This is a genomic window from Pelagibacterium montanilacus, assembly GCF_003992665.1.
Classification (GTDB): Bacteria; Pseudomonadota; Alphaproteobacteria; order Rhizobiales; family Devosiaceae; genus Pelagibacterium; species Pelagibacterium montanilacus.
Genome location: NZ_RZMX01000047.1, coordinates 15,922 through 30,059, shown reverse-complemented (window position 1 = coordinate 30,059; position 14,138 = coordinate 15,922). Strand labels below are relative to the sequence as shown.

Here is a 14,138-nt window from a genome sequence, read left to right as displayed (position 1 = left end):
GCGTTCCATGGCCAGCCCGCAGGGCGCGGGCGTGACGGCGCTTCCCACGCCGGTCTCAGACTGGTTCGGCGCGCGCGGGTGGCAGGTGCGCGCCCATCAGCGCGACGTGCTCGACGCCGACCGCATGGGCCGCTCGGTGCTGCTGATCGCGCCCACCGGTGCGGGCAAGACCCTCGCGGGGTTCCTGCCCTCGCTGGTCGATCTGATCGAGACCCCTCATGAGGGGCTGCACACCCTTTACATTTCGCCGCTCAAGGCCCTGGCGGTCGACGTGGCGCGCAATCTCTCCGATCCGATTGCCGAAATGGGGCTCAGGATCAAGGTGGAAACCCGGACCGGCGACACGCCCTCCTCGCGGCGCCAGCGCCAGCGGACCGATCCGCCCCATATCCTGATGACCACGCCCGAGCAGCTTGCGCTGCTGCTCAGCCACACCGACAGCGCGCATCTGTTTGCCAATCTGCGCCGGATCGTGCTCGACGAGTTGCACGCGCTCGTCACCTCCAAGCGCGGCGACCTGCTCTCGCTGGGGCTGGCCCGGCTGGCGCGGCTTGCGCCCGACGTGCGTATCACCGCGCTTTCGGCGACGGTCGCGAGCCCGGAGATCCTGCGCGACTGGATCGCCGCCCCGATGGGCGAACGCGAGACGGTGCTGCTCAACGCCCCGGGGGGCGCCAGGCCCGAGCTCTCGATCCTTGCCAGCCGCGAGCGGGTGCCCTGGGCGGGCCATTCTGCGGCCTATGCGGTGCCCGATCTCTACGAGACCATCAAGGCGAACGGGACGACGCTTTTGTTCGTCAACACCCGCAGCCAGGCCGAAATGCTGTTCCAGAACCTGTGGGCGATCAACGAGGAGAGCCTTGCCATTGCGCTCCATCACGGTTCGCTCTCGGTCGAGCAGCGCCGCAAGGTGGAAAGTGCCATGGTCGCGGGCCGCCTGCGGGCGGTGGTCTGCACCTCGACGCTCGATCTTGGCATCGACTGGGGCGATGTGGACATGGTGGTCCAGGTCGGGGCGCCCAAGGGCGCCTCGCGCATGCTCCAGCGCATCGGACGGGCCAACCACAGGCTGGACGATCCCTCGCGGGCCATGTTCGTTCCGGCCAACCGCTTCGAGGTGCTCGAATGCGAAGCCGCGCTCGAGGCGGTGGCCGAAGGCGCCCAGGACAGCGAGACCCCGCTGCCCGGCGGGCTGGACGTGCTCGCCCAGCATCTTCTGGGGCTGGCCTGCGCCGCCCCGCTCGATGCCGACGCGACGTTCGCCGAAATCACCTCCGCATGGCCCTATCGCGATCTGGACCGAGACAAGTTCGATCGGGTGCTCGATTTCGTGGCCACCGGAGGCTACGCGCTGCGCGCCTATGAGCGGTTCGCCAAGCTGCGCCGCACCCCCGAGGGCCATTGGCGCATCGCCAATCCGGGCATCGCCCAGCAATACCGGCTCAATATCGGCACCATCGTCGAGGAGCCCATGCTCAAGGTGCGGCTGGTCCGGGCGCGGGGGGTAAAGAAAGGCGCGACCACCGGGCCGATCGGGCGGGGCGGGCGCTTTCTGGGCGAGATCGAGGAATATTTCATCGACCAGCTCGTGCGCGGGGATACCTTCATGTTCGGCGGCGAGATCGTCGCCTTCGAAGGCGTAGTGGAAACCGAGGCTTATGTGAGCCGGGCTTTCTCGGACAATCCCAAGATCCCCTCCTATATGGGCGGGCGGTTCCCGCTCTCGACCTATCTCGCCGACCGGGTCCGCGGGCTGATCGCCGAGCCGGCGAGCTGGGACGCGCTGCCCGCCCAGGTACGCGAATGGCTCGAGCTCCAGCGTCACGCCTCGGTACTGCCCCGGCGCGACAGCCTTCTGGTCGAGACCTTCCCGCGGGCCGACAAGCATTACCTCGTGTGCTATCCCTTCGAGGGTCGGCTGGCGCACCAGACTCTGGGCATGCTGCTCACCCGCAGGCTCGAGCGCGAGCGCGCCCAGCCGCTGGGGTTCGTCGCGTCGGATTATTCCCTCGCCATCTGGTGCGGGACCGACCTCTCCGCGCTGATTGCGACCGACCGACTCTCGCTCGACCAGCTGTTCGACGAGGACATGCTGGGCGACGATCTCGAAACCTGGCTGGACGAATCCGCGCTCATGCGCCGGACCTTCCGCAATTGCGCGATCATCTCGGGCCTGATCGAGCGCCGCCATCCGGGCAAGGAGAAAACCGGCCGGCAGATGACCATGAGTTCCGACATCGTCTATGACGTGCTCTACCGCCACGAGCCCGACCACATCCTGATCGAAGCCACCCGGCGCGACGCGGCGCGCGGGCTGCTCGACATCGCCCGGCTCGGGGAATGCCTGAGGCGCATCCGCCGCCACATCATCCACAAGCGACTGGACCGAATCTCGCCGCTTGCGGTACCTGTGATGCTCGACATCGGCAAGGAGCCGATCTTTGGGGACGCGCGCGAAGCGGTGCTGCGCGAAGCGGCCGAGGACCTGATTGCCGAAGCCATGGCCGGAACCAGGGAAGGACCCGATCGATGAGCGCGACGACGGCGCCCCACCCCGGCCACAGCCTGGTGTTCACCTTTCGCGGGCAGAGCTTCCTGCCGCTGATTTCGGGCGCGCTCTACTGGCCAAGCCGGGAGACGCTGATCGTCGCCGATCTGCATCTGGGCAAGTTCGCGAGCTTTGCCCGGGCCGGCCAGTTGCTCCCCCCCTATGACACCACCACGACGCTTCATGCGCTCGAACGCGATCTGGAGGTGACCGGTGCGCGCGCGGTGCTCTCGCTGGGCGACAGCTTCCATCGCGACGAATCGCTCGCCATGCTGACCGAGCGCGATGTGCGCCATCTCGAGAGCCTGGCGCGCCGGGTCCGCTGGACATGGATCGCAGGCAATCACGATCCAAAGCCCCACCGGCTGGGCGGCACATGCTGCGCGGAAATCGGGATCGAGACGCTCTCCTTCCGTCACGAGCCCCGGGCCGGGGCCGACGGGCACGTTGCCGGGCACCTGCACCCTGCCGCGCGGGTGGCGATGAACGGCAAGGCGACGCGCCGGCCGTGCTTTGTCTGGGACGACAATCTGATGGTCCTGCCGGCCTATGGGGCCTCGACGGGAAGCCTCAACATTCTCTCGCCCGCCTTTGCGGGCCTGTTTGATCGCGCGAGCCGCAAGGTGATGGTGATCGGGCGCGACCAGGTCTATCCGGTCGGCGCCAACCGGCTGGTCAACGGATGATCTCGACCACGAGGATGGCGGCAAGGACGGCGCAGACAATCCCGGTCATGATCGCGCGCAGCCGGGCGTAATCGGCGGGCAGAGCGCCGCGGTAGCCCGACCAGATGTCCCAGAACCCGTGAAGCGCAAAGCCCGCGATCAGCATGGCAAGGCCGATGGGCAGGGGCATAAGAAGGGTGAAGAACCCCAGCGCCGAGCCAAGGATACCCGCGATATAGGTGAGCTCGGAGCCCGCGCCACCGCCCAGCCTGATCCCCCAGCGCACGCCGCCGAGAAACGACAGGATCGCCGCGCCATAGCCGAGCATGGCCCGCTCGTAGATCACGCGGTCGATGGGTGAAAGATCGGGAAAGAGTGCCAGCGCCAGACCGGCAAGGAAGGGGAGGAGGCCGCCGAGCGCGGCCAGCCCCGTTATGGTCGAGAAACTTCCCATAGCCCGCAGCATCTGAGCGCTCCTATCGCCTGAACAGCACCCCGCCCAGCCAGCCGGTGACCAGGGCCAGAAGGACTGTCGCCAGACCATAGAGCAACGGCTGGCTGCGCGCCATTTCGCCGGTGAAGCGCTCGAACCCGGTCTTTTGTACAAAGAAGCGCTGGCTGCGCGATGTCACGATGTCGCGATCCTTGATCACGAAGGTCTGCGCCAGAAAGCTGCCATTGGGCACATTGGCGGGCAGGACCACCCGCGTGGCAAAAAAGGTGGGGGACAGGAAGGTGATCCCGCGTTCGTCGGACCGGTAGAGATTGGCGTCCGAGAGCAGGCGCAGGAGTTCGGCGTTGAAGGTCTCGATGTCGCCTGCGTTGCTGGTACTCTGGGAGGCCAGCTCGATCTGGCGCTCGGGCATCAGCATGCGCTCGGCGAGCTCTTCGGGATCGATGATGGTTTCGATAGGGCGGCTGGAGATGACCCGGTAGAAACCGGGCAGGCCCGTATAGAGCGAAGAATCTGCATTGAGCATGATCCCGAACTGGCGGGACTGGCGCCGGATCACGCGGTCCGACACCGGGCCGCGGATCACAACGAGGATGTCGAACGGGCCCTCGGGCGCGGTGCCCTCGACGTCCGGTTCCACATTGCCGAACAGGGTGATGGTTTCGCCGGTAAAGCTCGAATGAATCCAGATCGTGGGGTCCGAGGTCCCGAAGATCAGCCCCTGCGCGCGTGCGGGGCCCGCATGCAGCGCCAAAAGAGCGAGGATGAGCACAAGACGGGCTACCATCACGCTGTCTCCCCGAAGCTCAGCACCGCCATCGAGAACGGGTCGTCCGGCGTCAGGAACAGCGACATGGCGAACCGGATCGCCACCCCCAGAACGATGAGCGCCAGAAGCGCGCGCAACTGGTCGCCGCGCAGATACTGACCGGCCGATGCGCCGAACTGGGCGCCCACCACGCTGCCCACCATCAGGCAGAACGCCAAAAGGATATCCACGCTCTGGTTCTGCACCGCGTGCAGCACGCAGGTCACGGCCATGATCGCGAGCACATGAAGCAGCGAGGTGCCGATGACCACCGAGCCGGGAATGCGCAACAGATAGACGAGCGCAGGCACGAGGATGAAGCCGCCCCCGATTCCGAGCAGAGAGCCGATGATTCCGATCACGAAACCGATGAACATCACCGGCAGCACCGAGATGTAGAGTTTTGAGCGCTTGAACCGCACCCGGAGGGGCAGGCCGTGCACCCAGTTGTGCTGGCCGGGCAGCTTGCGCGGCGGGGTCGCGCCCTTGCGCGAGCGGATCAGCGAGCGCACTGCCTCGATCAGCATCAGCGTGCCGATGGACCCTAAAAAAATCAGATAGCCGAGAGAAATGGCGAGGTCGAGCTGGCCCAGCGCCCTAAGGGCCTGGAATATCCACACTCCCAGCACCGCGCCGAACGACCCGCCGATGACGAGATAGAGCGCGAGCTTGAGATCGATCCCACCCCGGCGCCAGTACGAAAGCGCCCCCGAGGTGGATGCCGCGACCACCTGGCCGGTGACCGATGCCACGGCCACGGGGGCTGGCACGCCCGAAAAGATCAGCAGTGGCGTGAGCAGGAAACCGCCCCCGACCCCGAACAGGCCGGACAGAAAGCCGATCGCCCCGCCGATTCCCACGAGAAAGAACAGGCTCACCGACATCTCAGCAATGGGCAAATAGATCTGCACGGCCGGGGACCAATCGATAGGGCTGGCGCGCGGGGCGGCTGCGCCGTCCCGGGGCAAGGCTTGCTTACAGAATCGCCGGCTCCTCGGGCAAGCGCTTAAACAGGCTGGCTGCCCAGAACGGCCAGGAGGCGCGGATTGACTTCTCCGCTTTCGGTCATGCCGGTTTCACGCTCGAACGCGGCGATCGCCTCGCCGGTGCGCGGTCCGAAGACGCCATCGGGCACGCCCACATCATAGCCGAGTTTGCCCAGCAATTGCTGAACACGCAAAACCACTTCGGAGTTCGCGATCGCCTCGCCGGACTCGAAATCGGGATCCCATGTTCCGATCGGCGCGAAATTGGCGGCCATGTCGATCTGCGCCGGCGTCCAGCCCTCCACTTCGGCATTGAGCCGCTGCAGGGTGTCCGCATCGAGCGACCGCACCACGTCCTCGCGTGCATTTGCCGCGTCCGCATCGTCTGAGCGGGCTGCAAGAGAGAACCAGACATAGGAGTCCTCGAAGTCCTGCTCGACCCCCAGGCCGCGCGCATGGAGCATTCCCAGATTGAACTGGCTGTCTGTGAGCCCGCGTGCGGCGGCCTGCTCGAACCAGTAGGCCGCAGCCTCGAAATCCTGGCCTTCGAGCTCGCCGCCCGCATGGAGCGAGGCCAGATTGTGCATGGACATGCGGTTGCCTGCCTCGGCAGCGCGTTGGTACCATAGGCGCGCCTGCTCGAGATCGCGGTCCACGCCCTGGCCGCTCTCGTAGAGATTGCCGAGCCGATATTGGGCGGGGGCGAAGCCCTGGGCCGCCGAGCGCTCGTACCAGGCAGCCGCGGCGGCGAGGTCCTGGGTGACCGCGAGGCCCTCGGTGAGGATCGCGCCTACCTCGAACTGGGCGAAGCGGTCGCCTGCTTCGGCTGCCGTGCGCAGCGCTTCTGGCTGGACGCCCTCTGGCACCTCGATGCTGGGCAGCGTGGCGCTGGTCTGGGGCGCCGGGGTCTGGCTGCGTCCGATCTCGCGAATCGTTGCGGGGCCCAGCGATGCGGTCTGGACCGGATCGATCGTCTGGGCGCCGAGGATCGTCGCGCTGTCGAGATTGCCCGAGGCCAGCCGCGGCGGCTGATCAGTCATGGGCACGCTCGACATCAGATTGCTGCCGCCATCGGATGGCGCATCGGCGGGCTCGATCACGCTCGTTTCGGGCGCATTCTGCTCTGCGGGCTCGGAGGGCGCGGGCGCGGGCTCGGCCGGCGCGCTCTCAGTCCCGGCGGACGCGGGAGCAAGGGCCTGCGGGCTCGGCGTGCGGTTGATCAAAAGGTGCGCGCCAAGAGCGATCGCGATGATCAGGGCCGTGCCGAGCAGGAGCGGCCGGCGGTTCCGGGCGAGGAACCCGGGCCCGGAGGCCACCTCGGTCTCCTGGGTGGTATAGTCCTCGTGCTTGTGCTGGCTGGCGAAGGCGGCCATGCCGGGCTCGGGGCGCGAGGCCACGGGGTCGTCCCGGCGCTCGGGCTGCGGCGACGGGGTCCGGGCGGGCTCGGCCGCCGGTTCCGCGTCATCGAGTTCCTGTTCGGCACGCTGGAAGCGGGCCATGGCCTTGGCGATCAGCGATTGAGGCGCTGCCGCGTCGTCTCCTGCAGGATGACGCGCAGACCGCCGCGCCGCTTCGATGAAGCTCGACCGGCTGGCCTCCTGCCGGCGTTCCACCTCGGGCGCCGATGCGGGTGCCGGAGCCGGGTTTGCAGCAATCGCGGCCTTGGCGGGTTCGGGCCGCGACGCGCGGGCCTTGGCCCCATCCCTGGCCGGTTCCTGCGCGAAGCTCGGTTCGGGCTTGGAGGGACGCTCGATCAGCGAGGGATCGATCTTGAACTGGGGCGTGCGGGCGGCCCTATCTGGTGCCTCGGGCCCAAACGGCGCCGCCGCGGGCTCGCCCGAGACGGGATCCGCGGGCATGGCGTCGCGCGGTTTGCGGCGCGGCGGATAGGGCGCGGCCATCGGCGCGGCGTCCTGTGCCGGCACGGCGATCATCCTCTCAGGCGTGTCGCTGCCGTTGAGCATCGATTCGAGCCGGGCCAGACGGCTGTCGACCTGAGCGATGCTGTCGCGCACTCCGTCCAGCCGTTCGCCCGACTGCTGGGCCGAGGCACGCGCCGAGATCAGGCCCGAAAGCCGCTCTTCGACGGCGGCGAGGTCGGATTTCTCGATTCCCTCTGCTGGCGTCTCGGGGGCGCTGGGGGCGGTGCGCGCTGCGATGAGGTCGGCCAGCCTGTCGAGGTCGAACGGTTCGTCGGCCTGGGCTTCGGCCTGTCGCGCGGCGGCGAGATCGGCGATCTGGCGGCCTGATTCCTCGATCCGCTGCGCCAGATGGCGCAACTGGGATTCGACCCCGGCCATGCCCTCGACGAGTTCCGGTGCGGCGGCTGCATGCTCGATCTGCGAACCCAGGGCCCCCAGGCGATCCTCGAGCGCATCAAAGCGTGGATCGAGCGCCTGTTGCACGGCGCCGCGCAGCGAGCCGATCGAGCGCTCGAGCTGCTGAGCGGTGCCGTCCTGTGTCTCTTCCATGGAGGCCATGCGCGCATTGAGCGTGTCCATGCGCTCGACCAGCGTGCCGAGGTCGGTGCGGTCCTCGATCATCATCACGAGGCTGGCGATGTCCCGGCTCATGGCCTCGAGGCTATGGAGCGGCGCATCGCCCGAGGCTTCGATGGCGTCGAGCCGGTCATAGATGCTGCGCACGCCCTTCTCGATCAGGACCAGCGCCTGATCCTGCCGGTCGGTTGCCCGGACCATGGCGTCATGGGTGCGTCCTGCCTGGCCTTCCTGTTCGGCGGCGAGCCGCTCGATCGCGACGGTCATCTCCTCGATCCGCTCAGGGGTGAGCGTATCGGTCTGGCCCGAGGTCTCGAGAATGGTCTGGGCCAGCCGTTCGATCTGGCCTTCGATGCGCTTGACCTGCCCGGTTTCTCCAACCGCACCCGCCAGAAGCTCAATCACTTCGCTGAGCTGACCGACCTGTGCGGCGATGTCCTCGCGGTTTTCCAGCGTGTCGAACCGGGCGCCGATCGAAGCCTCGAAGCGCTCGATGCGCTGGCCGAGCGACTCCAGGCGCCGTGCGAAGCCTTCCAACTCGTCGTTTGTGCGCGGGGCGGCAGGGGCAGGCGAAGCGGCAGGAGCGGGTTTGGGCGCGGACGCACTCTGTGCCCGGCGTGCGCGAATCTGGGAAATGGCGCGGGCCACGTGGTCCTCGCTCGACGCGGGGGCGGTCCGGGTCTCGGAGCGATCCGTCATGCGCTCGACCGCGCGCTGCACTGAGCGCAGGGCCTGGCTCTGGCGATCGGCAGGGCGTTCGGTTGCCGGCTCGGGATAGGAGGCGCGTGCCCGGGGCGCCGGCGCGGGCTGGGGCGGACGCATCTGGTCTTCCACATGATCGAGCAGCGCGACGAGTTCGTTGCGCAGGCTGTCCCACTCCGCATTCGCCGGCGCGCGCTCGGGCGTGCGGCGGCGCACGGGCTCGTCCCAGTCGTGATGTGGATTTGTACGCGCCATGTCAGGTCCCAAAAAGGCGTCGACGACACGCGGATCGCGCCGTCCTAGGAGGGAATCGCCTCTCTCGACTGTTGTAAAGTTATGGTAAATATCGCGTTAACCTTCGCCAAACATCCTCTGCCCATGGCAAAAGAGCGAAAACGCGAACCTGCCGAGGCGCTTGCGCGGGCTGGCGTGGCGTGGTGTTTTGGGGACCATTCAATTGCGATGACGAATATTGGACCATGACCACCTCCCGCAAGGACCGTCCGCCCCCCCGGGGCGAAGGACCTGCCATCTACACCATTGCCGAACTCGCCGAGGCCTTTTCCATAACGCATCGCACGCTTCGCTTTTACGAAGACAAGGGCATGCTCAAGCCGCGCCGGGTGGGCAACCGGCGCCTTTACACCAATCGCGACCGGCGGCGGCTGCGCATCATTCTCGATGGCAAGCAGGTGGGCCTGACCCTGCGCGAGATCCAGGAATTCCTCGATACCTACGATCTGCGGGACGGCTCGTACGACCATCTCAGGCGCGCGCTCGACAAGGTGCATCACCAGCGCCACCTGCTCCAGCAGCGCCGGGCGGCCATCGAGACCTCGCTCAACGAACTGGCGCGGGTCGAGCAGATCATCGAGGGCATGCTGGCCGAGCCGCAGGATCCGGACGGACAGGGAGACAAGATCTGAGCGGGCTGTGCCTTGTCTGGACACGGTCAATGGTCTAAACGCCACATAACGGCGCCAGAACAGGCTTTTCCGGGCATGACCCACCGCATCATCATCGTGGACGACCATCCGTTGTTCCGCTCGGCCCTGCGTCAGATCCTCGAGACCGGCGCGGCCGGCTATACCGTTGGCGAAGCCGGGGAGATCGAGGGCCTGACCGCCGCGCTCGAAGCGGACCGGGACTGTGATCTGGTACTCCTGGATCTCAACATGCCCGGCGTGCGCGGTTTTTCGGGCCTGCTGCTGTTGCGCGCCCAGTTCCCCGAAGTGCCGGTCATGATCGTTTCGGCGGTCGAGGATACCCTCGTGATCAGCCGCTGCCTCGAGCTCGGCGCTTCGGGCTATCTCTCGAAATCGGAGCCCGTGGACCGGATCCGCGCGGCGATCGAGACCGTGCTCGAGGGCGGGCGCTGGATCCCCGAGGGCATGACGCCCGGTGCCGAGGACGATCAGTCCGCGGTTCTCGAGCGGCTCGCGACCTTGACCCCTCAGCAGATCCGCGTGCTCATGATGCTGTCGGACGGGCTGATGAACAAGCAGATCGCCTACGCCCTCGACATTTCCGAGGCAACCGTCAAGGCCCACGTCTCGGCCATTCTCCAGAAGCTGGGCGTGGACAGCAGGACCCAGGCCGTGATCGCGGCCTCCAAGATCGAGCAGGGCCAGTTCTCCCAGCTCGTGGACGCGAGCTGAGCGTCAACCCTCATCGAACCGCTGCGCGTCAATTCCGCCTGGTGGTCTGGGCGATCAGCGCCCGCAGGGCCCCGGGTTTGACCGGCTTGCTCAGAACGGCGGTCCCGCGCGCCTCGGCGAGCTGACGGACCGCCTGGGTGCGGTCGGCCGTGACCAGGATCGCCGGCAGATGCCCGCCCACGATCTGCTTGAGCCATTCGATGGCATCGAGCCCGGAGGTCTGGTCGAGGTGATAATCCATCAGCACCAGATCGGGCACCCAGCCCTCGAGCATGGAGGCCTGCGAGATTTCCTTGAGCGAGACGGCGACCCGCACCTCGCAGCCCCAGTTCTCGAGCAGGCCGGCCATGGCATCGAGAATGGAGCGCTCGTTGTCGATGCAAAGGACGTTCAGCCCCGTGAACTGGGCCAGGGTCTGCGCAGGGGCGGTGGCCGGACCGGCGACGGGTTCCTCGGCCCGCCCGATCAGCGGCATGGTCAGCGAGAAGCGCGATCCGCGCCCCACCACGCTCTCGATTTCGAGCGGGTGATCGATGGCCTTGAGAATGCGCTGGACGATCGAGAGCCCCAGACCCAGCCCCTGGGCGATTCGGGCCCCCTGTTCGAGGCGCGAGAACTCGGCGAAGATCAGCTGGTGCTGGTGCCGGTCGATGCCGATGCCCGTGTCGAGCACATCGAGTCGGACCTCCTTGCCGCGTCTGCGGCAGCCCACCAGCACGCGTCCACCCGGGCGCGTGTACTTTATGGCGTTGGAAACGAGGTTCTGGACCACCCGTGCGAGCAGCATGCGATCCGAGCGCACGATGAACGAGGCGCCCACCACCCGGAGCTCGATATCCTTTTCGCGCGCCAGCGGCTGGAACTCGATATCGATCTTGCGCAACAGGTCCATGACATTGAACCGGGCGAACGAGACCTTGAGCCCGCCGCTGTCCATGCGCGAGATGTCGAGCAGGGTGGACATGATCTCCTCGACCGCATTGAGCGAGGCGTCGATCGCCGTGGCCAGCTCGGCCATCGAGGTGCCGCGCGCGCGCTCCTGCAGGGTGGAGGTATAGAGCCGCGCGGCATTGAGCGGCTGCAGAAGGTCGTGGCTGGCGGCGGCGAGAAACCGGGTCTTTTCGTGATTGGCCGCGTCGGCCTTGGCGCGCGCCTTTTCCAGTTCGGCATTGACCAGAGTCAGCGCCCGCGTGCGGTCCGCCACGCGTTCCTCGAGCGTATGGTTGATCTGGGCGAGCGCGCTTTCGGCCCGGATGCGGTCGGTGATGTCGGAAAAGCTGATCACAAGCCCCTCGTCGGGGCCTCGGCTGGTGTGGATTTCGAGATGGCTGCCCATCACCGAAAGGCGCCGGGTGAGGGTGCGCGACTGGCTGGTGATCAGCCGTTTGCGCTGCTGGGCGAGAACCTCGGCCGTGCCGGGCCCCAGATCGCCGCGCCGGGCGATGAACAGGAGAATATCATCAAGGCTGGTGCCCGAGGCCATCAGGCGCTCGGGCAGGGCCAGCCCCTTGCGATAGGTGGCATTGCCCACCACCAGCCGGAGCGCGGGATCGAACAGGGCCATGCCATAGGGCAGGTGATCGACCGCGTCGCGCACGCTCGCGTCCAGCCTGTCCGTCCAATGCGCCGAAGGCTCGTCCATTCCGATCCGTCCCTGGTGTTGCTCCCGTTAGGTCGCGCCCGGGGCCGGTCAAGTCAAGTAATCCCAATGGACAATGTCCCGTCCCAGCCCTAGCCTTGGCTACCGGTCCACCGTGCGGCCGGGATGGGACAAGCTGGAGAGCAAGATGTCGTTCTTGAAGGAATTCAAAGAGTTCGCCGTTCGCGGCAACATGGTGGATATGGCGGTCGGGATCGTGATCGGTGGCGCGTTCGGCACCATCGTTTCCTCTCTGGTCAATGATGTGTTCACGCCCATACTCGGGCTGATGATCGGCGGCATCGACTTCGCCAATCTCTTCATCGTCCTGTCCAACCCTTCGGACACGCCGGTGACCACCCTGCTCGAGGCCCAGGAAGCGGGTGCCGCCACGCTCAATGTGGGCCTGTTCCTCAACGCGATCATCCAGTTCACCATCGTCGCCTTCGCGCTGTTCCTGCTGGTGAAAGGAATAAATACCTTGAGGCGCCAGGAGGCAGCCAAACCCGAGGCGGCCAAGGAAATCCCCGCACCCCCGCGCGAAGAGGTTCTGCTGACCGAAATCCGGGACCTTCTCAAGACGCGCTGAAGCCAGTTTTACGGGAATTTACCTACCCGCCGACGGGGCGCCGTCGGCGGGATTTCGTTTGTGTCGGTCAGCGATACATCAGCCCGAATACGTAGGCTCCGACAAAACGCTTGCATCGCTTCGTAATCTAGGATTATCGTCCTAGTCAGTAGTTTCCTTTGTGGGACTCCTACTGATCGGCAGGATCGTCTGCCGGGTGCAGACTGCGTGTGTGAGTCTTTCGAGAGCGGCGCAGTTCTGGACATTCACAAGCCAACCCCCGGAATACGGGCGCCTGCTGGCGCGCGCGGGGCGGAGCTGTGCCCGAAGCTTGCGGCGGGGCGGATGGGCCCGAGGCCACCAGTGCCTGCCGGGCAGCACGACTGCGCATAGCTTTCGGGCACGGGGGAGGGGCTACGACCGTATCGTTGTCCCGATACAGCCTGGAGGGAGCATATGAGCACAGACGTTTATTACAGAGCCTTTCTCAATCGGGATCGGATGATCCACATCCTTGAGTCCGATCCTGCCATCGGCGACGCGCTGGCCGCGGTTTTTCGGCTCGACGGGTTTCAGGTGCGCACGGCGCATGCGGTAACGCCCCTGCTCGACTCGTTCGAGGCACGGCGCCCGGACGTGGTCATTCTCAATTTCCGGGTGCATGGAGAGTCCATGCTGCCCCTGCTCGAGCGGATCAAGGATCTGCGCGCCGGCATCGCCGTGTTCATGATCGCCGACAGCCACAATGTCGATCTCACCGTCGCGGCCATGCGCCAGGGCGCGGCCGACGTGTTCGTCAAACCCGTCGACAAGGAGCGCTGTCTTCAGGCGGTGCGCGATACCCTCAAAAGGGATGTCCATGTCAGCGCCGCCGTTCACGGCCAGCGGGAAGTCGAGATCCGCGGCTTCCAGCAATTGACCCCGCGCGAGCGCGAGGTCCTGCAACTGATCACCAATGGTCAATCAAACAAGGAAGCGGGGCGCGAACTGGGCATCTCCCCACGCACCATCGAAGTGCATCGGGCGCGGGTCATGGAAAAGCTGGGCGCGCGCAACACCGCCGATCTGATCCGGATCGTCCTGACGAGCTAGAGCATATCCTGTTCTGATCCAATCAGAACAGGATCAGTTCCTGCAGTCCCGAGCCACAGGTTCTGGCCACGGACGGGCAAGCTGCCCGAAGCCGCGCCGCTGCCTGATCGATATCGGGCAGCGGCAACGGGCGGTGGTCAGTTGGCGACGCTGGCCTCGACTTCGATGCATCGGATAAAGATCGCCCAGGTCATGGCCGCGCAGGGCACTGCGAAGATCAGGCCCAGCGCCCAGCCCAGGATATCTGGCATGTGCAGGCCGGTGAAGATCACCGCGGCGAAGGCGAAGGCGAGCACCCAGACGTTGATGCTGAGAAAGCTTGCAACCGGCAGGGCGCACAATGTGGCCTTCACCGGCGGTTTCTTGTCTTCGGGCGTAAACCGGGGTGTACGAAGATAGGACCGGAAAGCGGTCCAGAGGGGAACGTCCTGTTCGTCCATGATGCAAGTCCTGATCGGTGCCCGCACGCGCGCCCCGCGCTCTGGCGGGCGGCCAAGGGGCTATAAATGCTGAGAGGGTG

Annotated in this window: 12 protein-coding genes; 6 read left to right on the top strand and 6 right to left on the bottom strand. The window is 66.4% G+C overall.

The window, feature by feature from the left end:
• Positions 1-7: 7 nt before the first annotated feature.
• Both EO136_RS13345 and pdeM read left to right on the top strand, forming a co-directional pair.
• Positions 8-2,533, top strand: coding sequence for a ligase-associated DNA damage response DEXH box helicase (locus EO136_RS13345; protein WP_127144907.1), 2,526 nt, complete (start codon positions 8-10; stop codon positions 2,531-2,533).
• Positions 2,530-3,234, top strand: coding sequence for a ligase-associated DNA damage response endonuclease PdeM (gene pdeM / locus EO136_RS13340; protein WP_127144906.1), 705 nt, complete (start codon positions 2,530-2,532; stop codon positions 3,232-3,234). Before EO136_RS13345 ends, pdeM begins: the two co-directional genes overlap by 4 nt.
• Here pdeM and EO136_RS13335 read toward each other — a convergent pair.
• The 4 genes from EO136_RS13335 to EO136_RS13320 form a co-directional block, all read right to left on the bottom strand.
• Complete coding sequence (locus EO136_RS13335) at positions 3,224-3,679, bottom strand: DUF3429 domain-containing protein (protein WP_164730597.1); 456 nt, start codon at positions 3,677-3,679, stop codon at positions 3,224-3,226. The genes pdeM and EO136_RS13335 overlap by 11 nt on opposite strands.
• 10 nt (positions 3,680-3,689) lie before the next feature.
• Positions 3,690-4,454, bottom strand: a complete 765-nt coding sequence (locus tag EO136_RS13330; RefSeq protein ID WP_127144904.1) for a TIGR02186 family protein — start codon at positions 4,452-4,454, stop codon at positions 3,690-3,692.
• Positions 4,454-5,386: a sulfite exporter TauE/SafE family protein gene (locus EO136_RS13325; RefSeq protein ID WP_127144903.1), complete on the bottom strand. Its 933-nt coding sequence runs from the start codon at positions 5,384-5,386 to the stop codon at positions 4,454-4,456. The genes EO136_RS13330 and EO136_RS13325 overlap by 1 nt, the downstream gene beginning before the upstream one ends.
• A 95-nt stretch (positions 5,387-5,481) precedes the next feature.
• Positions 5,482-8,916, bottom strand: coding sequence for a peptidoglycan-binding protein (locus tag EO136_RS13320; RefSeq protein ID WP_127144902.1), 3,435 nt, complete (start codon positions 8,914-8,916; stop codon positions 5,482-5,484).
• 224 nt (positions 8,917-9,140) lie between these two features.
• Between EO136_RS13320 and EO136_RS13315 the strand changes: the two genes are divergently transcribed.
• Together EO136_RS13315 and EO136_RS13310 are read left to right on the top strand one after the other, a co-directional pair.
• The gene (locus EO136_RS13315; protein WP_127144901.1) at positions 9,141-9,587 is read left to right on the top strand and encodes a MerR family transcriptional regulator; all 447 of its coding nucleotides are present in this window, start codon (positions 9,141-9,143) and stop codon (positions 9,585-9,587) included.
• 75 nt (positions 9,588-9,662) lie between these two features.
• On the top strand, positions 9,663-10,319 hold the full coding sequence (locus tag EO136_RS13310; protein WP_127144900.1) for a response regulator: 657 nt from the start codon (positions 9,663-9,665) through the stop codon (positions 10,317-10,319).
• A 28-nt stretch (positions 10,320-10,347) separates the two neighbouring features.
• On the opposite strand, the gene EO136_RS13305 is transcribed toward EO136_RS13310, so the two are convergent.
• Positions 10,348-11,961, bottom strand: coding sequence for an ATP-binding response regulator (locus tag EO136_RS13305; protein WP_127144899.1), 1,614 nt, complete (start codon positions 11,959-11,961; stop codon positions 10,348-10,350).
• 145 nt (positions 11,962-12,106) lie between these two features.
• Here EO136_RS13305 and mscL point away from each other — a divergent pair, with 145 nt between their 5' ends.
• Both mscL and EO136_RS13295 read left to right on the top strand, forming a co-directional pair.
• Positions 12,107-12,547, top strand: coding sequence for a large conductance mechanosensitive channel protein MscL (gene mscL / locus EO136_RS13300; protein ID WP_127144898.1), 441 nt, complete (start codon positions 12,107-12,109; stop codon positions 12,545-12,547).
• 435 nt (positions 12,548-12,982) lie between these two features.
• Complete coding sequence (locus tag EO136_RS13295) at positions 12,983-13,618, top strand: response regulator transcription factor (protein WP_127144897.1); 636 nt, start codon at positions 12,983-12,985, stop codon at positions 13,616-13,618.
• Positions 13,619-13,755: 137 nt separating this feature from the next.
• Here the strand turns inward: EO136_RS13295 and EO136_RS13290 are convergent, their stop codons facing one another.
• Positions 13,756-14,058 carry a hypothetical protein gene (locus tag EO136_RS13290; protein ID WP_127144896.1) on the bottom strand — a complete coding sequence of 101 codons (303 nt, stop codon included), beginning with the start codon at positions 14,056-14,058 and terminating at the stop codon, positions 13,756-13,758.
• Between the last annotated feature and the right edge of the window lie 80 nt (positions 14,059-14,138).

Bases quoted from the DNA above. Each gene is read 5' to 3' on its own strand.
- EO136_RS13290 (WP_127144896.1), bottom strand. From the start codon at position 14,058: ATGGACGAACAGGACGTTCCCCTCTGGACCGCTTTCCGGTCCTATCTT.
- EO136_RS13305 (WP_127144899.1), bottom strand. From the start codon at position 11,961: ATGGACGAGCCTTCGGCGCATTGGACGGACAGGCTGGACGCGAGCGTG.
- pdeM (WP_127144906.1), top strand. From the start codon at position 2,530: ATGAGCGCGACGACGGCGCCCCACCCCGGCCACAGCCTGGTGTTCACC.
- EO136_RS13335 (WP_164730597.1), bottom strand. From the start codon at position 3,679: ATGCTGCGGGCTATGGGAAGTTTCTCGACCATAACGGGGCTGGCCGCG.
- EO136_RS13330 (WP_127144904.1), bottom strand. From the start codon at position 4,454: ATGGTAGCCCGTCTTGTGCTCATCCTCGCTCTTTTGGCGCTGCATGCG.
- EO136_RS13315 (WP_127144901.1), top strand. From the start codon at position 9,141: ATGACCACCTCCCGCAAGGACCGTCCGCCCCCCCGGGGCGAAGGACCT.
- mscL (WP_127144898.1), top strand. From the start codon at position 12,107: ATGTCGTTCTTGAAGGAATTCAAAGAGTTCGCCGTTCGCGGCAACATG.
- EO136_RS13345 (WP_127144907.1), top strand. From the start codon at position 8: ATGGCCAGCCCGCAGGGCGCGGGCGTGACGGCGCTTCCCACGCCGGTC.
- EO136_RS13295 (WP_127144897.1), top strand. From the start codon at position 12,983: ATGAGCACAGACGTTTATTACAGAGCCTTTCTCAATCGGGATCGGATG.
- EO136_RS13320 (WP_127144902.1), bottom strand. From the start codon at position 8,916: ATGGCGCGTACAAATCCACATCACGACTGGGACGAGCCCGTGCGCCGC.
- EO136_RS13310 (WP_127144900.1), top strand. From the start codon at position 9,663: ATGACCCACCGCATCATCATCGTGGACGACCATCCGTTGTTCCGCTCG.